Origin of the sequence: Romboutsia sp., from assembly GCF_035470145.1 — a bacterium.
Lineage (GTDB): Bacteria > Bacillota > Clostridia > Peptostreptococcales > Peptostreptococcaceae > Romboutsia_D.
The window spans coordinates 1-23,573 of the sequence record NZ_DATIRC010000242.1 but is presented as its reverse complement, the minus strand read 5'-3'; the positions used below and the strand labels follow the sequence as shown (position 1 = coordinate 23,573).

Annotated in this window: 20 protein-coding genes; 2 read left to right on the top strand and 18 right to left on the bottom strand. The window is 29.6% G+C overall.

Going from position 1 to position 23,573, the window contains the following annotated elements; translation table 11 throughout:
- The 11 genes from VLM92_RS10350 to VLM92_RS10300 all read right to left on the bottom strand — a co-directional run.
- On the bottom strand, positions 1-808 hold an 808-nt coding region (locus VLM92_RS10350), incomplete at its 3' end, for a dihydrolipoyl dehydrogenase family protein (protein WP_325276268.1).
- A gap of 47 nt (positions 809-855) precedes the next feature.
- Positions 856-1,737, bottom strand: coding sequence for a methylenetetrahydrofolate reductase (locus VLM92_RS10345; protein WP_325276267.1), 882 nt, complete (start codon positions 1,735-1,737; stop codon positions 856-858).
- Between the two features lie 34 nt (positions 1,738-1,771).
- A complete protein-coding gene (locus VLM92_RS10340; protein WP_325276266.1) occupies positions 1,772-2,446 on the bottom strand; it encodes a methylenetetrahydrofolate reductase C-terminal domain-containing protein in 675 nt (224 codons plus the stop codon).
- 26 nt (positions 2,447-2,472) lie between these two features.
- Positions 2,473-3,345, bottom strand: a complete 873-nt coding sequence (locus VLM92_RS10335; protein WP_325276265.1) for a bifunctional 5,10-methylenetetrahydrofolate dehydrogenase/5,10-methenyltetrahydrofolate cyclohydrolase — start codon at positions 3,343-3,345, stop codon at positions 2,473-2,475.
- Positions 3,346-3,423: 78 nt separating this feature from the next.
- Complete coding sequence (locus tag VLM92_RS10330; RefSeq protein ID WP_325276264.1) at positions 3,424-4,056, bottom strand: cyclodeaminase/cyclohydrolase family protein; 633 nt, start codon at positions 4,054-4,056, stop codon at positions 3,424-3,426.
- A 147-nt stretch (positions 4,057-4,203) separates the two neighbouring features.
- Complete coding sequence (locus tag VLM92_RS10325) at positions 4,204-5,886, bottom strand: formate--tetrahydrofolate ligase (protein ID WP_325276263.1); 1,683 nt, start codon at positions 5,884-5,886, stop codon at positions 4,204-4,206.
- Between the two features lie 105 nt (positions 5,887-5,991).
- Positions 5,992-6,771 carry a carbon monoxide dehydrogenase accessory protein CooC gene (locus VLM92_RS10320; protein ID WP_325276262.1) on the bottom strand — a complete coding sequence of 260 codons (780 nt, stop codon included), beginning with the start codon at positions 6,769-6,771 and terminating at the stop codon, positions 5,992-5,994.
- Positions 6,772-7,001: 230 nt separating this feature from the next.
- Positions 7,002-8,921: an anaerobic carbon-monoxide dehydrogenase catalytic subunit gene (cooS, locus tag VLM92_RS10315; RefSeq protein ID WP_325276261.1), complete on the bottom strand. Its 1,920-nt coding sequence runs from the start codon at positions 8,919-8,921 to the stop codon at positions 7,002-7,004.
- Between the two features lie 352 nt (positions 8,922-9,273).
- The gene (locus VLM92_RS10310) at positions 9,274-10,188 is read right to left on the bottom strand and encodes a bifunctional enoyl-CoA hydratase/phosphate acetyltransferase (protein WP_325276260.1); all 915 of its coding nucleotides are present in this window, start codon (positions 10,186-10,188) and stop codon (positions 9,274-9,276) included.
- Positions 10,189-10,288: 100 nt separating this feature from the next.
- Positions 10,289-11,431, bottom strand: a complete 1,143-nt coding sequence (locus VLM92_RS10305) for a tetratricopeptide repeat protein (protein ID WP_325276259.1) — start codon at positions 11,429-11,431, stop codon at positions 10,289-10,291.
- Positions 11,432-11,444: 13 nt separating this feature from the next.
- The gene (locus VLM92_RS10300) at positions 11,445-13,199 is read right to left on the bottom strand and encodes a B12-binding domain-containing radical SAM protein (RefSeq protein ID WP_325276258.1); all 1,755 of its coding nucleotides are present in this window, start codon (positions 13,197-13,199) and stop codon (positions 11,445-11,447) included.
- Between the two features lie 163 nt (positions 13,200-13,362).
- Here VLM92_RS10300 and VLM92_RS10295 point away from each other — a divergent pair, with 163 nt between their 5' ends.
- Positions 13,363-13,563, top strand: coding sequence for a hypothetical protein (locus VLM92_RS10295; protein ID WP_325276257.1), 201 nt, complete (start codon positions 13,363-13,365; stop codon positions 13,561-13,563).
- A gap of 4 nt (positions 13,564-13,567) precedes the next feature.
- Here the strand turns inward: VLM92_RS10295 and VLM92_RS10290 are convergent, their stop codons facing one another.
- The 4 genes from VLM92_RS10290 to VLM92_RS10275 form a co-directional block, all read right to left on the bottom strand.
- Positions 13,568-14,491, bottom strand: a complete 924-nt coding sequence (locus tag VLM92_RS10290) for a hypothetical protein (protein ID WP_325276256.1) — start codon at positions 14,489-14,491, stop codon at positions 13,568-13,570.
- Between the two features lie 237 nt (positions 14,492-14,728).
- A complete protein-coding gene (gene argS / locus VLM92_RS10285) occupies positions 14,729-16,429 on the bottom strand; it encodes an arginine--tRNA ligase (RefSeq protein WP_325276255.1) in 1,701 nt (566 codons plus the stop codon).
- 94 nt (positions 16,430-16,523) lie between these two features.
- Positions 16,524-16,967, bottom strand: coding sequence for a DUF523 domain-containing protein (locus VLM92_RS10280; RefSeq protein ID WP_325276254.1), 444 nt, complete (start codon positions 16,965-16,967; stop codon positions 16,524-16,526).
- 108 nt (positions 16,968-17,075) lie between these two features.
- Positions 17,076-19,454, bottom strand: coding sequence for an endonuclease MutS2 (locus VLM92_RS10275; RefSeq protein WP_325276253.1), 2,379 nt, complete (start codon positions 19,452-19,454; stop codon positions 17,076-17,078).
- 214 nt (positions 19,455-19,668) lie between these two features.
- Between VLM92_RS10275 and VLM92_RS10270 the strand changes: the two genes are divergently transcribed.
- Entirely contained in the window at positions 19,669-21,120 is a 1,452-nt protein-coding gene (locus tag VLM92_RS10270; RefSeq protein WP_325276252.1) for an aminoacyl-histidine dipeptidase, read from the top strand.
- Between the two features lie 129 nt (positions 21,121-21,249).
- Here the strand turns inward: VLM92_RS10270 and VLM92_RS10265 are convergent, their stop codons facing one another.
- The 3 genes from VLM92_RS10265 to VLM92_RS10255 all read right to left on the bottom strand — a co-directional run.
- Entirely contained in the window at positions 21,250-22,383 is a 1,134-nt protein-coding gene (locus VLM92_RS10265) for an XRE family transcriptional regulator (protein WP_325276251.1), read from the bottom strand.
- Between the two features lie 161 nt (positions 22,384-22,544).
- On the bottom strand, positions 22,545-23,117 hold the full coding sequence (locus VLM92_RS10260; RefSeq protein WP_325276250.1) for an HD domain-containing protein: 573 nt from the start codon (positions 23,115-23,117) through the stop codon (positions 22,545-22,547).
- Between the two features lie 111 nt (positions 23,118-23,228).
- Positions 23,229-23,573, bottom strand: a 345-nt coding sequence (locus VLM92_RS10255) for a U32 family peptidase (RefSeq protein ID WP_325276249.1), incomplete at its 5' end; no start/stop codon positions are given.

The window sequence follows — 23,573 nt, the reverse complement described above, 5'->3', positions numbered from 1 at the left end:
CAAGATTTGGTTTTCTACCTACTGCAACTAATGCATATTGAGCTTTAACTTGCTTTCCATTAGAAAGTGTTGCTACAATTTGATTGTCTATTACCTCACAAGTTTGAACCCCAATACCTGTTAATACTTTAATTTTATCCTTTTTGAACTGTCTCTGCAACTGTTTTGCGACATCTTTATCCTCAAATGGCAATAATTGTTCATTCATCTCCACTATAGTCACTTCTGTCCCTAAAGTTCTTAAGAATTGACCAATTTCGCAACCTATTACACCACCACCAACTATTAGCATAGATTCTGGTAATTGTGTTAATCCTAAAACCTCATCACTAGTAATTACAGTTTTTCCATCATAAGGGAACATTGGTGGTACTATTGGAACTGATCCATTAGCTAATATTATTTTATCAGCTATTATCATTTCCTTTGAACCATCTTCCTTAGTAACTTCTACAGTATTTTTATCTACTAATCTTCCGAATCCATTAACTAAGTTTACTCCTCTTTTTTCAAATAAGAATTCTATTCCACTTATTAATTGGCTTACTATCTTATCTTTTCTAGCCATTATAGCTGAGAAATCTGCTTTAATTTCGCCATCTATATTGATTCCGAAATCTTTAGCTTCCTTTATATTCATTAACATAGAAGAAGATGCAAGTAATGCTTTAGTTGGTATACATCCTACGTTTAGGCAAGTACCTCCAACTCTTCTTTTCTCTATCACTGTTACTTCTGCACCAAGCATAGCAGCTTTTATAGCCGCAACGTATCCGCCTGGACCTCCCCCGATAACTGCTATTTTCATTTGATTTTCCTCCATAGTTAAATTAATCTTATGAATTTTTAATAATTTTATAATCCTGCAGCATCTAATATAGCTGGAACATTTTCTTCTGCTCCTATTGCCATTATATGAACACCATCACATAAATCTTCATCGATTAATTGTTTGATGAATTCTCCTGCCATTTTTATACCTTCAGATACCCAGTTCTCTTTTCCTGCTGCTCTTAATCTTTCTATTTGCTCATCTGGAACAAATATACCTGGAACATTCGCAGTCATGAACTTAGCCATTCCTGGAGATTTTAACGGTATTATACCTGCTAATATTTTGCAGTCCATATCTTTAGTTGCTTTTCTAAATTCTCTCATTGTCTCTATATCATAAACACCTTGAGTTTGGAAAAATTTAGCTCCTGAATTTATTTTCTTTTGCATTTTCATTAATTGTAATTCTAATGGAGCATATCTTGGAGTTACAGATGCACCTAAGTAGAATTTTGGAGATCCTTTTAATGAGTTTCCAACTAAGTCAGTTCCCTTCATTAAAGTTTCAGCTGTTTGAAGTATTCCAACACAGTCTAAATCAAATACACCCTTAGCTTGTGGATGGTCTCCTACAACTGTATGGTCTCCTGTTAAAGCTAACATATTGTTTATTCCAAATAAACCAGCTGATAACATTTCTCCTTGTATTGCTATTCTGTTTCTATCTCTACCAGTCATTTGTAAAACTGGTTCTAATCCTATATCTTTTAATAACTTACAAGTTGCAAGTGAAGTTGTTCTCATAACTGCAGATTGAAAGTCAGTTACGTTTGCTGCATGAACTCTTCCAACTAATGGTTTAGCACATTCTATTAAATGAGAAAGATCCGTTCCTTTTGGCGGTGCCATTTCCGTAGTAACTGCAAACTTTCCACTTTCTAATGTTTCTCTTAATAAGCTCATGAAAAAATCCCCCTTTTTAACCTTTTAAAAGCTTTTAAGCGTTAGCTGCTGCTTCTTCTTTTTTCTTTACATTTAAGTGTCTTGGATTATTTTGTTTAGAATAATCCTTCATAGGTCTTACTTCTAACATATTATCTAATTGATCTATGTCTTTTAATCTATTGTAGATCATTATCCAAGCACAGTCATTTTCCGAACTTACTTCACATTTACCATCTTTAGCTCCACCGCATGCACCATTTATTAATCCTTTAGCACACATAGTTACTGGACATATTCCACCTGTCCATCCAAGTTCACATTCTCCACAAGCCTTACAAGCTTCTTCGAATTCCCCAACTCTTTTTGTTTCCCCTATAAACATAGTGTTGTTTCCTGGATAAACTGGTAATTTTTTTACATTCTTAACTATAGTTTGTGTTCCGTCTCCACAAGCTAAAGATAATATAGCATCAGCTTCTTTTAATTCATCCTTTAAAGTTTTTAAATCTTTTTTAGTTTTTAAAAGATTACAAGCTGGATCTAACATTATATATCCTAAAATATTTTTCCCTTCTGACTCTAGTGCTTCTTTCATTTGAAGAACTTCTTCTTCTCCACCACTTTTACAAGTAGCTGCACATTGACTACAACCAACTAAGATAATTTTTTCATCATTTTTTAAGAATCCTAATACGTCTTCCATTGGTTTTTTTTCAGAAATTATCATCTCTATTCCCCCCTAAAACTTATCTCTTATTTGTTGTTTTGTAACTTACAAGCCTTAACTACATGCTTAGCAAGTATAGATGTAGTTACAGAACCTACTCCTGCAGGAACTGGAGTTATCATAGATACTTTATCAGATACTGCATTAGTATCAACATCTCCACATAAGTTACCATCAGCATCAACATTTATGCCAACATCTATAACAACTGCTCCTTCTTTTACGAATTCTTCTTTAACCATTCTTGCTCTACCTACAGCAGCTACTAAAACATCTGCTTCAGATGTTACTTTAGCTAAATCTTTAGTTCTAGAGTGGCATATAGTAACAGTAGCATTTTCATTTAATAAAAGCATAGCAGCAGGTTTTCCAACTACCATTGATCTTCCAAGCACTGCTACCTTAGCTCCACTTAATTGAACTCCGTAGTGCTTTAATATTTCAACTACTGCAGTTGGAGTACATGGTGGGAATCCAGTTGTATCACCTTCCATAACTTTTGCAGAGTTTATTGGGCTGAAGCTATCTACATCTTTTTCTGGAGCTATTACGTATTTTATAACTTCTTCATTTAATTGCTTAGGAAGAGGTCTAAAACATAATATACCATGAACATTTTTATCGTTATTTATTTCAGTTAAAGCTTTAACATATTCTTCTTGAGTTATATCTTCTGCTAACTCTAAAACTTCTGTAGCTATTCCCACACTTTGGCATCTTTTTAATGCTCCTCTTTCATATGCTAAATCGTCACCTCTAGCTCCTACTCTAACTATTGTTAACTTAGGACTTATACCCTCTTTAACTAATTCATTAACTTCTTGTATTAAACTTTCACTTATTTTATCAGCTACTGGTTTACCTTTTATTATTTGTCCTTTAGTTGCAGTTACTTCCATTGTTTCAACGCCCCCTATAAAATTTGGTTTATTTATGATATATACCATATAAATGGCATCTATTTTCTTCTTTAATAATTACTTTCCTAATGCTTTTTCAACTTTAGCGTATACTTCATCACAGATTTTTACGCCTTCTTCAACTAAACTATCTACTTCCATTTTTACTTTATTAACATATTCTATATCTTTTATAGAATTTATGTTGATAACTACGTTTAATTGTCCACTAAGTATAGCAGCTCTTAAACATTGAACCCCTACTCCTACATCACTTATAGCAAGTTTTGATCCTTTATCAACTAAATCTTCATGTAATTTTATAGCATCAAAGCATACTCTTACTATGCTTATTGGTACTTCACAAGCTAATTTTAGTGCCTTTTCCATTGTTTCTTCTTTTATCTTCTTTTCTTCCTCAGTTGATGTAGGAAGTCCATAAGCCTTTGAAAGAGGTAGGAAACACTCGGCATCTTGGTCTATCATATTTAATAATTGATTTTCTATTTTTCCTGCTTTTGTTAATATTTCTTTTACGCTTTCTTCATACTCTGCGTATTTTTTCTTTCCTATAGTTAAGTTGCATACCATGCTACCTAATGCCATACCTACAGCACCTACTAGTGCAGCAGCTCCACCGCCACCAGGTACTGCTGATTTTGAAGCTAGTACTTCTACAAACTCAACACAACTTTTTTCTGATATTTTCATCATCTTCCCCCTTGAGTGCTCTAAAGGTATTATATTTTGTATACAGTATGGTTTTGCAAAAACGACACTCTATTTTAATTTTTTTATATTATGTATATAGTAGGGTGTGGCAAAAACCACACTCTACTTTAATTTTTTTATATAATATTAGAATAATCCAGCGATTACTCCATTTTCATCAACATCTATTCTTTCAGCTGCTGGAACTTTTGGAAGTCCTGGCATCTTCATTATTTCACCAGTAAGTGCAACTATGAATCCTGCACCAGCAGAAACATTTACTTGTCTTACAGTTATTCTAAATCCTGTTGGTCTTCCTAGTTTAGTTTGATCATCAGTTAAAGAATATTGAGTTTTCGCCATACATATAGGCATATGGCTAAATCCTAATTTTTCTAAGTTTTCTATTTCTTTAGAAGCCACTGGCGTAAAGTCTACACCATCAGCTCCGTATATCTTAGTAGCTATAGCATTTATCTTTTCTTTTATAGATAAATCATCTTCATAACAGAATTCAAACTTATTTTCTTCAGTTTCATCTATTAATCTTATTACTTCCTTAGCTACTTCTATTCCACCTTCTCCACCTTTTGCCCAAACTTCAGAAAGCGCAACATTAACACCTAATGCTTTACACTTTTCTTCAACAAGCTTAAGCTCAGCTTCTGTATCAAGTGGGAATCTATTTATAGCAACAACTGCAGGTAATTTAAATACTTGAGTTATATTTTCAACATGCTTTAATAAGTTTGGAAGTCCTGCTTCTAAAGCTTCTAAATTTTCTTCATTTAAATCAGCTTTAGCTACTCCACCATTGTATTTTAATGCTCTTACAGTAGCAACTATTATAACTGCATCAGGCTTTAAGTTAGCCATTCTACACTTGATATCTAAGAACTTCTCAGCACCAAGGTCAGCACCGAATCCACCTTCTGTTACTACATAATCAGCAAAATGCATAGCCATTCTTGTAGCTATAACAGAGTTACATCCATGAGCTATATTTGCAAATGGTCCACCATGTACAAATGAAGGAGTTCCTTCTAATGTTTGAACTAAATTTGGCTTTAATGCATCTTTTAATAGTGCTGCCATAGCCCCATTAGCTTTTAATTGTTCAGCAGTTACAGGTTCACCTTCATAGCTATATCCAACTATTATTCTACCTAATCTAACTTTTAGGTCAGCTATATCACTTGCTAAACAGAATGCTGCCATTATTTCAGAAGCAACAGTTATATCAAATCCATCTTGTCTTACAGCTCCATCACCTTTTCCACCTAATCCATCAACGATATTTCTTAATTGTCTATCGTTCATGTCTACACATCTTCTCCAAGTTATTTTCTTTGGATCTATTCTTAATGTGTTTCCTTGGTGTATATGGTTATCAAGCATAGCTGCTAATAAGTTATTTGCAGCTCCTATAGCATGGAAATCTCCAGTAAAGTGTAAGTTTATATCTTCCATAGGTACAACTTGAGCATATCCCCCACCAGCTGCTCCACCTTTAACACCAAATACAGGTCCTAGAGATGGCTCTCTTAAAGCAACTAATACATTTTTATCTAGCTTAGCTAATGCATCAGCAACTCCTATAGTAGTAGTAGTTTTTCCTTCTCCTGCTGGAGTTGGGTTTATAGCTGTAGTTAATATTAACTTAGCTTTCTTCCCACCATTATCTCTTTTTAATAGATTATAGTCTACTTTAGCTTTATACTTACCATATAGTTCTACATCATCTTCTCCTAAGCCTAACTTCTTAGCTATCTCTCTTATATCTTGTGGTTGAGCTTCTTGAGCTATTTCAATATCAGATTTGAATCCCATAACTAAATCTCCTCCTAAAATTAAATATTTTAATAAATTTATGTGACACTATGTATATTAGCTAACCATCAAGGCTAGTTGATGGTCGGCTTATTAACTTTTTAATTACAGATTTTGCAATTGTAATAACTCTCCCTGTATTGCTTTTACCTGTTTTTTTGTTACTTCACTTGTATCATATGGAGATTGATTTGCTCTATCAGAGTTTATAACATCTTGATTATAATAAATAAATCCTAATGCTTCTCCATCTTCTATGTTGGAGATTATAAACTCTTCATCTTCTTTATTTCTAATTTTATTACCTACAACAAATACTTTTTTAACACCAATATCATTTCCTAACTTTTTAACTTTTCTATAAGTCTGTAAACTTCTTTCACCTGGTTCAACAACTACTATAAATGCATCTACACCTTCAGCAGTTCCTCTTCCTAAATGTTCAATTCCTGCTTCCATATCCATAACAACTACATCTTTATTTTGTAGTATTAAGTGAGAGCATAATCTCTTTAATAGTACATGTTCTGGACAAACACATCCAGATCCACCTGAGTCTACAGTTCCTAAAGTAAGTAATCTAACACCATTGTATTCTTTGCAGAAATTTTCTGGTATATCATCTACCTTAGGATTTAATTTAAACATCTTTCCAAATGAACCTACTGATGCAGCAGTTCTATCAGATACAAAATTTTTCATTTCTGATATAGGTACTATTGAATCATATACTTCTTTTGGAAAACCTAATGCTAAAGCTAAATTTGCGTCAGGATCGGCATCTACAGCAACAACTCTATACCCGTCTTCAGCAAACATTCTAGACAACATTGAAGAAAAAGTCGTTTTACCTACTCCACCTTTACCAGTTATTGCTATTTTCATTATTATACCACCTTTTGTCATTTACAACTTTATTTTTTGTTGTTTTTTATTATGTTTATTTGTTATTTTTTTATCTTTTATTTTATATTTTATCATTTTACTTTATATTTTAAATTTATTTTATATTTTTACACAAAAATTAAACTATAGTTAGTTCATCTTTGAACTGATTTTATCCATTACTAACTTTTCAAAGTAGTATTCATAGTTTTCTAATTTATATTTAATTATTAAGCTTCAACTTCAGCTACCATTTTTTCTTCTACTAACTTTTCAAAGTGAACACGTTTCTTTTCTATATCACTTATTATAGTAGCAGCTAATTCCTGGCAGTTTTCATTAACTGTAAAGCTTGCTCCTACTTTATCCTTTAATCCTTCAGTTAATATTTCTACTGTTCTTGATGAACCAGCTACTGGAGGCATTACTCCTAAATAAGTATCTATACCAGATGCAACAACGTAACATCCTATAGCTATTGCCTTTTCAGACATCCATTCTGGAGCTATCCCTACTACTGGAAGATCATTCATATCCATATCTAAGTATTTAGCACAAGCACTTACTAATTCTAATATACGACTTATATCAACGCATGATCCCATATGTAATACTGGTGGGATATCTACTAATTCACAAACTGTAGCTAAACCTTTTCCAGCATATTTCTTAGCCGCATCTTTATCCATTAATCCAGCCTTAGCAGCTGCTTGAGCAGCACATCCTGTAGTAACTATTATTACGTCATTTTTGATTAATTCTTTCATTATGGTTACATGAGCTTCATTTGAAACAGTTTTAGCATTATTACATCCAACAACACCAGCTGCTCCTCTTAATACTCCTGACTTCAGACAGTCTGTTAATGGTTTAACAGTACCAGCTGGATCTATATGCGAGTTTACAACTCTATCTAATTGAGGTACTATAGCCTCTATACTATATCCAACAGTTGCACTTGATTTTAATTCTGGTATATGAACTTTTGATTGATTTCTATTTTTGAAGTTTAATATTGCTTCTTTTACTATTTTCTTAGCATCTTCATATGCTGTTTCTTCACAGAATTCTATATATGTTGATCCTGAAATTTTTGCTTTTGGAGAAGTTGTTATGAATTTTGTATGATAGCAATCAGCAACTTTTGCTAATGCTGGGAATATGCATTGAACGTCAACTACAACTGCTTCTACAGCTCCTGTTATAATTGCAAGTTCTTGTTGATGGAAATCTCCTGCCATTCTTACTCCATGTCTCATTGTAACCTCATTACCTGTACAACACATACCTGCTAAGTTTATTCCTTCAGATCCCATTTCCTTAGCTAACGCTACTAATTCTGGGTCTTCTGAAGCTAAAACTATCATCTCTGATAATGTTGGTTCATGACCATGTAGTACTATATTTACTTTGTTGTTTTCTAGTACACCTAAGTTAGCTTCTGTTTGTCTTACTGTTGGAGTTCCAAATAGAATATCACTAAATCTTGTTCCTATCATAGATCCACCCCAACCATCTGCCATTCCTGTTCTTAATGACATATGTATTAAGCTATCTATATCAGCAGTACATCCTATATGAGTTGAATGCATTATTGTAGCTATTTCTCTATCTATAGCTCTTGGCTCTATTGCGTATTTTTTCCAAACTTCTTGTCTTTGTTTTGGAGCATTTTTTATAAATCTTAATGTTCCATGTGGCTTCCCAAATTCCATTAGTGCTATATCAGCTACTTCATGAGCTATATCATAGATATCTCTATCTTCTGTAGCTACACCCCACTCTTGTGCTAAGTCTATTAATTTCTTTTCATCTCTTATTCTATAGTTACCATCTGGACTAGCTAAAGCCATTGTATGCGCTAAATCTCTAGCATGGTCAGAGTGAGCCGCTGATCCTGCTGCAACCATTCTTGCAAAATTTCTTCCTACTATAACATGCTCATCCGCTCCACATAATCCTCTTGGAGTTTTTGGAGTTATTCTACATGGCCCCATTCCACATATTCTACAGCAGTTACCTTGAAGACCAAATCCACATTGTGCTTTCATAGCTAGCTTTCTATCGTACATAGTCTCTACGCCATCTTTTTCAGCCTTATCTAACATGACATGGCTATTTAAATCGATAGTTAACATTTTTTTATCCATATTCCTATCCCCTTTTTTTGATTTTTTAAATCCTTCGGTGATAAAAAAATTATGTCTATTGTAAAATCTCAAATTATAAATTGCCTAATTTGATTATATACTAAATTTTGTTAAATCTGTATTTTTTTAACGATTTTTCAACAAAATTAGTTTCTAAATATTTTTTTTTACGTAAAATTATCTTTAAATTTCTATTCTTTTTAGTTATTTTTTAACATTGTTATTTTTTTGTCATTGGTTATTAAATATGATTTATAAATAAATCATATTTAATAACTTCACAAAACGTTTACCAATATTCACCTTCATTATAGTACCAATTTATTTGTTTGTATATATATTTTTAAGTTTTCTATTTTTTCATACTTTTCGCAATTAATGCTCCGTATGCTATTGAATATAATTTAGATTCATAACTATCTGCTCTTGATACTAAAACTATAGGTGCTTTTGCCCCCATTATTATCCCAGCTGATTTTGAATTTGCCATATATGTAAATGCTTTACCTATTCCATTTCCAACTTCTATCGTTGGAACTAATAATATATCTACATCTCCTGATATTTCACTTTTGAATCCTTTTATTTCGCTAGCTTCTTTAGAAACTGCAAGGTCAAATGCTAGAGGTCCTTCGACTATAACATTCTCACCAAATTTACCGTCTTTGCAAGCTTTTTGCAATAAATCTGCATCTACTGTAGTTTGCATTTTAGGATTTACCTTTTCTTTAGCTGCTAAGCATGCAGCTTTAACTGTTTTTATACCTAGAGATTTTGCTGCTTGTATAGAATTTTTTAATATTTTTTCTTTTTGTTCATAGTCTGGAGCTATATTCATTCCTCCATCTGTTAATAATAATAATTTGTGATATTTCTCAAGTTCATATATCATAACATGACTTAGTAAACTATCAGTTCTAAGTCCATAATCTTTATTTAATACTGATTTTAAAAGTACAGATGTATCTAATAATCCTTTCATTACAAAATCAGCTTCTTTGTTTGATACTAATTCAACAGCTATCTTAGCACTTTCTTCTATTGTTTCAGAATTTATAATTTTAATATCCACTAAATTAAAATCTATTTCTTTAGCTATAGCTTGTATTTTTTCTGCTTGTCCAACTAATATAGGTTTTATTATTTCTTTTTCTACTGCATCTTTTATAGCTATTAAAACCTCTTTATCTTCTGCAGCTGCTACAGAAAGTATTACTTTGTCTTGTCCCTTAAGTTGATTTAACATGTCATTTAAACTTTTTATCATATTAATGTCCCCCTTTTCATATCTACTTAAATAATAGCATATTTATGCAAAAAAAAACTTCTAAAATTAGAAGTCTTTTTTAATTAATCAAAGTTGAGTTTTATCTATATTTATCAAGTTCTCTTAGGCAAGCTATAGTTATTTCATCCTGATGATCTAATTCATATGCTCTTTCTATATAATAAATAGCATCATCTAAATCGCCTTTATTTAAGTATGCCATTCCTAAATTACATAATATTTCTGGGTCTTCTTTTATTTTAGCTGCTGTTTCAAAATATTCTATAGCTTTTTCTATATTAAACATACTAGCCTCACAAAGCCCTAGCTCTACCATTGCATCTACTTGATGTGGTTTTATTATTAATATTTTTTCAAAATATTTTTTAGCCTCTTCAATTTCATTCATGTTTTTATAAGCTAGTCCTATCATGAATAATAAATTCCACCAGTCTGAGTGGTCTTCTTCTAGCGGCAGTAACTTTTCTAGACCTTCTTCACATTTTCCTTGGAATACAAGATTGTATCCTTCTTCATATTGAACTTTAAAATCCATTTTACCTATATTCTCTTGTACTTCAGCTACTAAATCAGCGTCTAAACCTATTTTTAAAGCCTCTTCCCATATTACTCTAGACTTTACATATTGACCTTGATTGTAATAATGGTATCCTAAGTGATAATATCCTAATGCAAATCCTTCGTCTAATGCAATAACCATTTCTAATTTAGACAATGCTTCAAGTAAAAACTTATTCATTGCATCATTTTCCATATCTTTTTGATATTGTTTAGCAACTTCTTGGCACACTATTGCATAATGATATAATCCCTCTATATCCTCAGGATGCATAGTTATAAGTGATTTTAAATATATTAAAGAATCTGTACATTCTCCAATATCAAAATACTTTCTAGACATATATCCCATATATGCTCTTAAATCTAAGTTTATCTTTTTAGCAAATGCATCTAAAAACTTTCTATATTCACCATTGTTTTTAAATTGACTATCTATACCAATCATAAATATCATTGCATCTGCTATAGACATTGCATTTATTTTGTCTTGAGCTGTCTTTTCCTTTATTCCTTTAACTAATACTTCATTTTTTATAGGTACATCTAGTCCACCGCTTGGAATGCTATACCCTTCCACTTGGAATTCTCCATCATGCTTTATAGTTATAAAAGCTAACTCTTCAGCTTTTTTTAGTAAGTATTTTTCTATTTTAAATTTCATACTAAATCTCCTTTTATATTTCCACACTATGCGCTTTCGATTTTTCAAATATTTTTTTATCGTCATATATAAATAATATTATATTGTCTATTTTTTCAATTTCACTATTTATATTATCTTTTAATTTTATTATATTAAACTTAAAAGGCTCAAAATGTACATGTTTTATTATATGCTTAGCTGGTGTATTTACAAATTGAGGTAAAAACTTTGATATATTTTCTTCATCTTGTAAAAATACATGACATCTATTTTTAAAATCTTCTATATCTAATTTATTAAAGAAATTTGGTATATTAGATGTTTTTCCTAGTGATATATAATCATATTTTAAAATATCATTAAAAATTTCATTTTTCACATTTATCTTATCATTATAAAAGTCTAATAATATTTTATATAATTGATTTTTTCCTTGAGCCATATCAAAATATCCATTTTCATCAAAATATGTTGCAAATTCTTCAAAGAATTTAAATGGACTTTCTTTATAATAATTAAATATTATATATCTCATAGATAATACAAAATTTTTAGAATTATAGTACTTTTCTAATATTTCTTCTATATCCTTTAGTTTTAGTATCTGTGAATAACTTATATAGTTATTATATAAAACTTCATATGGCGGATAATCCTTATATTTATATCCATGTTCCTTAGCAGTATTTCTGACACCTGTTCCTTTTATCATCTTTAAAAATCCTAATTGTAAATGCTCTATTCCTAAGTTAAAAACATCATTAAATGATTTTTTAAAACTACAATAATCTTCGTAAGGTAGTCCCGCAATTAAGTCTAAATGTTGATGTATATTTCTATATGATGCTATCTTTTGAACTACATAAGATAATTTTTTGAAATCATCTCTTCTTCCTACTGCATCTAACACTTTTTGATTTGTTGTTTGAACACCTATCTCAAACTGAAATAATCCCTCTTTACAATTTGATAAAAAATCTAGCATATCATCATCTAGCAAATGTGCTGTAACTTCAAAGTGATATGTAGTATAGTCATTATCATTTTTCATTAAAAAGTTCATAATTTCTTTAGCAAATTTTTTATTTGCATTAAAGGTTCTATCTATAAATTTAATTTGAGATACTTTTGCATCTATTAATGCTTTTAAATCTCTTTTTACTCTATCTATACTAAAATATCTTAATCCTTTAAGTGTTGATGATAAACAATATTGACAGTTAAAAGGACATCCTCTTGATGTTTCATAATAAACTATTCTATTTTCATATTCACTTGGATCTAAATTTTCATACGGACTTGGTATTTCATCTAGGTTTTCTAATAATGCTTTAGGCCTATTAGTTATTATTTGGTCTTTTTGTCTATAAACTATACCTTCAACATCTTCTATATTTTTATTACCTTGTAAATGCATTACCAAATCTCTAAATACTAATTCACCTTCACCACATAAAATATAATCTACAAATGGATAGTTTCTCATAGAACATTCACTATCATATGTTACTTCTGGGCCACCTAAAGCTATTTTGGTATTAGGCTTAATTTTTTTTATATTATCGCATAATTTAACTATATCATTTACATTCCATATGTATGTAGAAAATAATATTATATCATAGTCGTTCTTATGTATATCTTTTAATATATAATCTAAATCATTGTTTATTGTATATTCTTTTAAATCTACACTTACTAAGTCTTTAACAAACTCTTTTAAGTATCTTATTGCTAAATTCGTATGGATAAATTTTGAATTTAGAGTTGTTAGTAGTATTTTCAATTATTTCACCTCTTTTTAATATTGTTGTATATTTTTGTGCTATTTTTAGGTTAAAATAGTATATGTAAAATTCTATCAAAATTTTTTTTAACAGAAGGTTTTTCCATATTTTTTGTAGAATAATAGTATTATAAGTATATCTGATTTAGAAAGGAAGTTTTTTATGGAATTAATTGACCAAGTATCTATCAACGCTTTATCAAAAAGAGATTTATTGCTTATTGTAAAGGCCCTAGAATATACAAATGAAAACACTGGCCTTGAAGATTTTATTGATCTTAGAAATAGTATAATAAAAGAACTATGTTTTTTAACTGATACTACTGAAGAACAATTCGTAAATTATTTAGAAAATAATAATTAATAACTTACGATTTCTTAAATTTTAGTTCATATATACCCGACTTAGATTTTATATTTATATGAAGTATATTATTACTAAAATTCTTTGATACGATTGTTATTTGATTAAGTATAGGATCTAGTGCAGTATCCCCAGCTTCAAAACTAATTAAATTTCGTGGATCTGCATTTTTATCATAATTTTCTTTATTAATCTTATACTTTCTCAATTTGATAATATATTGTGACATTGATAAAATAAAGTCTATATTATCTATATTTAGATTTTCTTGCTCTCCTAATATAGATAATATAGATTTTTTTATACTTAAAATTCCATCATTTTTAACTTCTCTATTTTCTATATATATATCATATAAAATATTTAACATACTACATACTATTTTATTGTCATTATAATCTTCTATTTTTAGATCTATGTACTTATCAATTTCTTGTATAGCTTTTATTCTTGCCATTTGAAATTTTATAGTATTAATTTTGTCTAAATTTATAGAAAAACCTATTATTCTTTGTTTTATATCTTGCAATAAATTTTCATATTTTATATTTTTATCTTCTATTATTTTATGAATTATATTATTATATACCACTGCACTTAATATATATTCAAATAAGTTATCTTCTCTTTTTAAATATCTTACATATTTTTGAATTAAATCTACAGTCACATCTTCACTTTTTTGTATATTAGTATTTGAAAGAATTATTGGGAGTAATATATTTAATATATTATTATATACCGGTTTTTCTCCATAATATCTATAGTAAATTAATTCATCTTTGAGTCTATTATTGTCTACATAAACACAGCGTTGTGTATTATCATCTATTAAACATTTTGTATTTATTATAATTAAATCTTTTAAACATTTATCACCTATATCAAATGCTGCTATATAGGATTTTCTTATTATATCATCTTTCATCAATATTACCTTCCTTACGTAATACTATATAATAATTATTTTTATCATCTACTATATTTAATATACTCCTACCTGACTAACTAAAAAAAAAGAGACAGCTTATAAGCTGCCGTTTATACAGGGGGATAGTAGTGTACAAAAAATTTTATGTATTCTACTATCTACTTCTATTATACGATATTACATTTTTAGATGTAAAGTATCAGTTTTCGACATCCCTGTATTTTTTTTATTTTATTACATTCTTTCTGGTGCATGCATTCCTAATAACTTAAGTCCGTTTTCTATAGCTTGTCTAGTAGCTGCAACTAAAGCAAGTCTTGCTTTTCTTAATTCTGCATCTTCAACTAATATTGCATTGTCATGGTAGAATTTATTGAATGCTTGAGCTAAGTCTAGAACAAATCTAGTTACTAAGTGAGGTTCATTCTTTCTTAAACCTGTAAGTATACACTTATTGAAAGATGCTATAACTTTTAATACTTCTGCACTATCGACATCATTTAATAATTCATAGTTTATATCTGTAGTTACTTCTTCATTAGCTTTTCTAAGTACTGCACAACATCTAGCATGAGTATATTGAACATATGGTCCTGTTTCACCATCAAAACTTAATGTTCTATCCCATGAGAATGTATAATCTTTTATTCTACTGTTAGATAATTCTTGGAATACTACTGCTCCAACACCTACTTGCTTTGCTATTTCATCAGCATTTAAAGCGTTAGGGTTTTTAGCAAGTATTGTTTCTTTTGTTTTTTCTATAGCTTGCTTTAGAACATCCTCTAAGAATACTACTCTACCTTTTCTTGTAGACATAGTTCCATTTTCTAATGCAACCATACCAAATCCAACATGAAGTAAGTTCTTAGCCCAGTCAAATCCCATAAGCTCTATAACTTTAAACCATTGTTCAAAGTGTAAGTTTTGTTGAGAACCAACTACGTATACACACTTATCAAAGTTATAAGTTTCATGTCTGTATATAGCCGCTGCTAAATCTCTTGTCATGTATAATGTTGAACCATCATTCTTTGTTATAAGTGCTGGTGGCATTTTATATGGTTCTAAATCTACTATTTTCGCTCCTTTAGATTCTTGTAAAAGACCTTTTTCTTCTAACATTTCTATTACTCTAGGCATTTTATCAGAGTAGAAACTTTCTCCTGCTAAAGAATCAAATTCTATATCTAATAAGTCATAAACTCTATTGAATTCTTTTAAACTTTCATCTCTGAACCATTGCCATAATCCAGTAGCTTCTTCATCACCGTTCTCTAACTTAGTAAACCATGCTCTTGCTTCATCTTCCATTTCTGGATAATTTTCAGCTTCGTCATGGAATTGTATGTATAGTTTTAATAACTCTGGTATTGGATTAGCTTCTACAGCCTCTTTATCTCCCCACTTTTTGAAAGCTACTATTAGCTTACCAAATTGAGTACCATAGTCACCTAAATGATTTATTCTTGTAGTGTTATATCCTTGTGATTCATACATTTTGTATAAAGCATTTCCTATAACAGTAGTTCTTATATGTCCTATATGGAAAGGTTTAGCTATATTAGGAGATGAGAACTCAACTATAACATTTTCATCTTTTCCTACTTCACTACGTCCGTAATTTTCTTTTTGTGTTAATACGTCTTTTATAACACTTTCCGCCAATTGAGATTTATTAACGAAGAAATTAACATATCCTCCTAATGGAATAACCTTAGCTATAGCACCTTGAGCTTCTATAGTTTCTGATAACTCTGCAGCTATCATATTAGGAGCTTTTCTAAATACTTTCGCTAATTTGAAACAAGGGAAGGCATAATCTCCCATATCTTTATTTGGTGGAACTTCTATTAATCCTACTATTTCTTCTAATGATAAGTCTTCTATCTTTTCTTTTAAGCACTCTGCTATTGCTATTTTGAAATCTTGCATGCTATTTCTCCTCTCTCTTACTCTTATTACTTTATGGTAAATCAATTCCTGAGTTTTTTCAAGTTATTTACTGTATTTAGTTAGTTATATTTTATTATAATTCTTTTTCACTCATTACTTTTATTCCATGACTTCTTAATAAAGCTGTCGTAACTCCCTCTCCATCTATTTTTCGACTTGTAAATGTTCCATCATATATATAATTAGAACCACAGGAAGGACTTCCTTCTTTTAAAATAGCTTCTTTACAATTATACATATTTGCTATTTTTAATGCTTCTTCTGCTCCTATTTTAAACTTATTTGTTACATCTAGCCTCTTATTACTAATTACACTAGTTTGACCTTTTATAACTGCATCTCCGTCTAAGCGAATTATTTCAGATGGATCTCTAGGTGTACTCATTCCACCTAACTGTTCTGGACAAACAATTATGAATTGTTTATCTTTTAAGTAATCTATTACTTTATCATTTTTATTATTTTCTCCATTATATTTGCAATTTATTCCAACCAAGCACGCTGATACTAATATCATATATATTCCACCTTATTATTAATAAAACTTACATTTCACTATATGTTAAATTCACTTCTCTAAAGTTCAATTCACGATATAGTGAAATTATAAATGATTTATTGACATTTATTTTAAAGTAGCTATAGTTACACCTGCTCCACCTTCGCCATATTGACCAGCTCTTTGAGATTTTACATGTCTATTGCGCTTTAATACATCTTGAAGCCCAGCTTTTAATACACCTGTTCCTATACCATGTATTACCGTAACTGATTCTAATCCTGCTACATAAGCATCATCTAAATATTTTTCAACTTCCATAATAGCTTCTTCTAAATTCATTCCTCTCAAATCAACTTCACTTTTTACCTTACCTGATTTAGATTTTATTATATTTCTTGTTGACTTAGTAACTGTAGATTTTACATCTTTTTTAACTTTTTGAAGAGATTTAAATGGTAAAGTCATTTTCATTATACCAATTTGTATCACTGCTTCTTTTTTATTTTTATCAACTGAAACTACGCTACCTTGTTGATTAAGTGTTATAACTTTTACTTCTTCTCCTACTTTCAAATCTTTGATTTCTTTACTTGCTACTTTAGGAACTATCATACTCTTAACAGTCGGTTGAAGACTTCCCATCGAACTTGATAATTCTTTTCTAAGTGCTTCTATTTTTTGATTTTTTTCTCTTGAAGCTCTTTCTTCTTCTAATGTTCTAAGTTCTTTTATTATATTATCAACATTTTCTTTCGCTTGTCTTGTAATCCTAAATGCTTCTGATTTTGCTTGTTCTATCATTTTTTCTTTTTGTGTTGATATCTTCGCAATTTTTTCATCATATTCAATTTTTAATCTTTCTATTTGAGCTTTTAATCTTTCTGCTTCTTCTCTTTCTTCTAAAGCTTTTATTCTATTTTTCTCAACATTTTGAAGTACATCTTCTAGCGCTATATTTTCTGTATTTATAAATTCTTTAGCTCTTGAAATTACATAATCATTAAGACCTAACTTTTTAGATATTTCAAAGGCGTTTGACTTTCCTGGAACACCAATAAGCAATCTATATGTCGGACTTAAAGTTTCTAAATCAAATTCTACCGCTGCATTTTCTACACCTTCTTTAGTTAGTGTATAATTCTTTATTTCGCTATAGTGAGTTGTTGCTATACATTTCGCTCCCGCCATGTATACATCTTCTAATATCGCTATGGCAAGGGCTGCTCCTTCTATAGGATCTGTTCCCGCTCCTAATTCGTCAAATATAACTAATGAATCCTCTGTTACATCTTTTAATATTGATACTATATTAGTCATATGAGATGAGAATGTAGATAAACTTTGCTCTATACTTTGTTCATCTCCTATATCTGCAAATACATTATCATATACACACATACTACTTCCGAAATCTGCTGGTATATGTAATCCACTTTGTGTCATAAGTGCAAATAAACCTACTGTTTTTATAGTTACTGTTTTACCACCTGTATTAGGTCCAGTTATAACTAATGTATGGAAGTCTCTCCCTAAATAAACTGTATTCGGCACAACTTTATCTTTTTCTAATAGTGGATGTCTACCATTTTTTATATTTATAAATTTATCTTCATTTAATGTAGGTTCTACACCTCTCATTTGTATAGATAATTTTCCTTTTGCAAATGCAAAATCTAGCCTACCTAATATTTCTTGATTAGATATTAAATCATTACTTACTTCTCCAACCATTGAAGATAGCTCAGCTAATATTCTTTCTATCTCTTCTTTTTCATTAAGCCTTAATTGTCTAAGTTCATTATTCATATCAACTATACTCATAGGTTCTATAAATAATGTTGCTCCTGATGATGATTGATCATGAACTATACCTGCTACTTGTGACCTATACTCTGATTTTACAGGTACTACAAATCTATCTCCTCTAACTGAGATTATGGCATCTTGTAAGTATTTTTGATATGTAGTAGAAGATATTATAGAATTTAATTTTGATCTTATAGATTGATTTTTTTGTACAATTCTTCTTCTAATATCTCTAAGTGTAGATGATGCATTATCAGATATTTCTATTTCACTTATTATTGCATTGTAAATAGCATCCTCTATATCTCTGTATGCGTATAAAGAATTTGATAATGCTTGTATTATAGGATAATTAAAATCTTCTTCCTCACTTGAAGCTAAGCTATTTTTTAATGTTCTTGCTGTTCTTAATGTATCTGCTATCATTATTAAACTTCCAGGGTCTAATGATGCTCCCACATTAGCTCTTTTAGCTTTATCTTCTATATCATGTATTCCTTGTAATCCAACTGATCCTCTTTTTATAAGTATAGCTTGAGCTTCACTAGTTTCTTCTAGCATATGCTTAACTTCCTCAAAATCAGAGCTTGGATTTAATTTGTCTATATATTTCATACCTAATGAAGATGACGATTTACTCTTCAATAGATCTACTATTTTATTGAATTCTAAAACTCTTAATGATTTGGGATTCATATGTCCTCCTTAATACTATCTATTTATTTTATAATGTGTATTTTATGTATATTTGTATTATAATATTTATATAGCTATTTATATATTATACATAATCATAGTTTATTTGTACTATAAAAAAGTTTATTTAGATATTTAAAATTAATGGTTTTTGTATATAATTTATTTAAAATAGTTATCTTAATCGAATTTACTACTAAAGGAGCTGGCAATTATGGAAAATGTGCTAAAAGGATTAAAACCGGAATCTGTATTTAAATATTTTGAAGAAATATCTCAAATACCTCGTGGTTCTGGAAATGAAAAGGAAATAAGTGATTTCCTTAAAGAATTTGGAGAAAAATTAGGATTTGAAACTATTCAAGATGATGCTTTGAATATAATAATAAGAAAACCTGCTACAAAGGGTTATGAAAATTGTCCTGGAGTTATACTTCAAGGCCATATGGATATGGTTTGCGAAAAAAATAAAGATACTCAACATGATTTTGAAAAAGATCCTATTAAATTAAGAGTTGATGGTGACATGATATATGCAAGTGGTACTACTCTTGGTGCTGATAATGGTATCGCTGTTGCTATGGGTATGGCAGTTCTTGCATCTAATGATTTAGAACATCCACAAATAGAACTTTTAGTTACTAGTGATGAAGAAGCAGGTATGACTGGAGCTATGGCTTTAGACGGTAAAATGCTTAATGGTGAGTACATAATAAACCTTGATTCTGAGGAAGAAGGATTCTTATTAGTAAGTTGTGCTGGTGGAGTTACTGCTTGGTCTAAATTAAATGCTGAATATACTGATATTTCAGGTGATAAGCAAGCTTTATTAGTTGAAATCAAAGGATTACTTGGTGGACATTCTGGTATGGATATTATAAAGCAAAGAGCTAATTCTAATGTATTAATGGGTAGATTATTAAATTCATTATGTGTAAATTATGATTTAGCTAGGGTTGAAGGTGGATCTAAAAATAACGCTATCCCTCGTGAATGTGAGGCTGTTATAGTTGTTGATAAGAATGACGTTGATAAAGCTAAGAAGTGTATAGAAGAAATGACTACTATATTTAAAAATGAATTTAGTACTTCTGATTCTGGTATTGTTGTAGAATGTAGTGAAACTACAGCAGATAGAGTTCTTACTTTCAACTGTGCTGATAAAGTCGTAAGAATGTTAACTTTAATTCCTAATGGTATTCAATCTATGAGTATGGATATAACAGGATTAGTAGAAAGTTCTACTAACTTAGGTGTTTTAAGAACTAATGACAATGAAATTACTTTTGAGTGCGCTGTTAGAAGTTCTGTTAGAACTTTAAAAGATAATATAACTAATAAAATATCTTTATTATCTGAAACTTTAGGTGGTACATTTGAATTAGAAAGTGATTATCCTGCTTGGGAATATACTAAGGGTTCTAAATTAGAAGAAATTTGTGTTAATACTTATGAGAAATTTGCTGGTAAAAAACCTGAGATAATGGCTCTACATGCTGGTCTTGAGTGCGGATTATTATTAGATAAAATGCCTCATGCACAAGCTATTTCTCTTGGACCTAATATGTTTGAAGTTCATACGCCTAATGAACATTTAAGTATTTCTTCTACTGAAAATGTTTGGAATTACTTAGTTGCTATATTAAAATCTATGAATCAATATTAATAAGTATATTAAGATACTTTACTTTATCCATTAGATAAAATGGTTAATTTTATATTTTATTCTGCTGATAGTAAAAGTAGCATGATTTCATTTAAAATCATGCTACTTTTTTATAAATATTTTTAAGTCTTATTTCTTATTTTTAAAGTTAACTTTAGTTACATTGTTATTTTTAAGACTACCTTTTGGTGATAACATTCCATCTTTTAATCCTAATAACATTTCTATATCATTTGGATAAAGACTTAATCCACTATTAGCTAAGTTATCTACTATTCCTGTTCCACTCATTATCTTATTATCTATTAACATTTCTACAGATTTCTTTAATAAAGCAGGATTTGTTCCTTTTATGTTATCATCTAAAGGTTCTTTCTTTAGCCATCCTTGCTTTTCCATTTCTCTCATTAAATACATATATTTCTTATAATTTATAACCTCTAATTGATATGCTCTTAGGATCATTGCTGATATTGGAACTATCCATTTTTTCTTTAACTCAACATAATCATTTAGTTCTTCTACATTTGCTAAATCTTCAAAGAAAGTTTCCTTTGGTAATAAAAACGCACAAGCAAATTCATCTTTTGAGAATTTCTTAGATGATATTCCTGCTTCAACAGATACTATATACGCTAATTCATAAGCTAAATCATAATTTCTTATTGTAGCAGATTTTCTATCATTTCCTAAAGATACTAAGTATCTTGGATTTCTTTCTATGCTTTGCTTTTGAGTAAATGATAATGCACCTCTTTTATCTATATTCATTCCTGATATAGATATTCCATTAACTTCTAATAAAGTTACCATGTTTCCTATAGGTCCATCTCCTAATCCCCAAAATCTTCTAACTTTTGTTGCTAATTCTTCCATATCATCATATTTAGTTAAATTATCAGGAAGTTTCATTTCTGGGAATTTTATATATCTTTCTATGAAAGATATTAATTTGTGAGTCATTACTAATTTCTCTTTATATGATATTTCTTCAACTCTTGGTATTGGTGATTCCGGTCTTATATGTGTATTTTCAATTACTACCTTTATATTATCATTTTCAAAGAAATATTCTCTTGGGAATTTTAATGCATTTGATAATTTCATTTCATTTTCTACTACTGGCTTGTATTTATCTTCTTCAAATGCAAGTATATCTTTTTTGTTTATTTTAGTTTCTTGTGCTAATACATCTATTGTTTTTCCTCTATACATTCTAGCTGTTTTTAATTTTTTTCCATTGAATATTTTTTTTCTACTCATATTATATATCTCACTTTCATAATTCATGATATCCGTTGCTTTAAATTTAAAATGCTCTGGATATACTTAATACCCAGAGCATTATTCAATTTTATTATGTTGATAATAATATCATATTTATTGAATATAGTCAATTATCCTAAGTTTTACAAGCAATACTACTATAATCCTAGTTTATCACTTATACCCTGCATAGCTTCTAGTGATAGTTGTGCAAATTCAGCAAATGGAATTCCTAATTCTTCTATACTTTTCATAGCTTCTCTATTAGCTCCTGCTGCAAATCTTAATTCCTTCATACGCTTAGTTATAGATTTTACTTTTACACTAGATATTTTTTGATCTGGGTAAACAAGCGTTATAGCAGTTATAAATCCAGTTATAGGGTCTGCCGCATATATAGCTTTGTCCATTACACTCTCTCTTTTTATACCATTACAATCTTCATTGTGTGCTTTTATGGCTTGATATATGTATTCATTTCCAAAGTTCTCATTTTGAAGAATTTCGACTGCCTTAATACCATGCTTTTTTGATTCTTCTTCATTATTTTTATAATCTAACATATCTGAATCCAAATCATGTAAAAGTCCTGCTATTGCCCATTCATCTGCTTTATTTGGTTCTAATTTATTAGCCAATGATTTCATTACTGCTTCTACTGCATATGAATGTTTTATCAAGTGCTCACTTTCTAAATACTTATTTACTAATTCTATTGCTTGTTCTCTCATTTCCCTTTTCCTCCTAAATATAATACTTTATATACATTTATTTAATATAAAGAATGAACTTAAATAATATAAATTCATTCTTTGATTTCATAATTAAATACAATTTTTTATTTATTCTACACCTCTATAATAATGTCCTGCTGTAACCCCTGTGCTATCTAATTCATTATAAAGTTTAGTTGCTTTGACTCCAATCTTATAATTATTGTTTAGTACTTCTTGATAAGCTTGTATTACTTTTTTAACATTTTCGCCATCCTCTAATGTAAAGTCTAATCTAAATATATTTATACCAATTTCATCTAATTCATATAAATTGTCTAGCATACAAGTTACTTTTGAATTATAGATAGTACTTCTACAGAATATATCTTGAGATATTCTATATTGTTCATCTTTAAAATCTTTTAAAGCATATGTACTTTCCTTACATTTTGCAACTCTTTTATCCTTTTT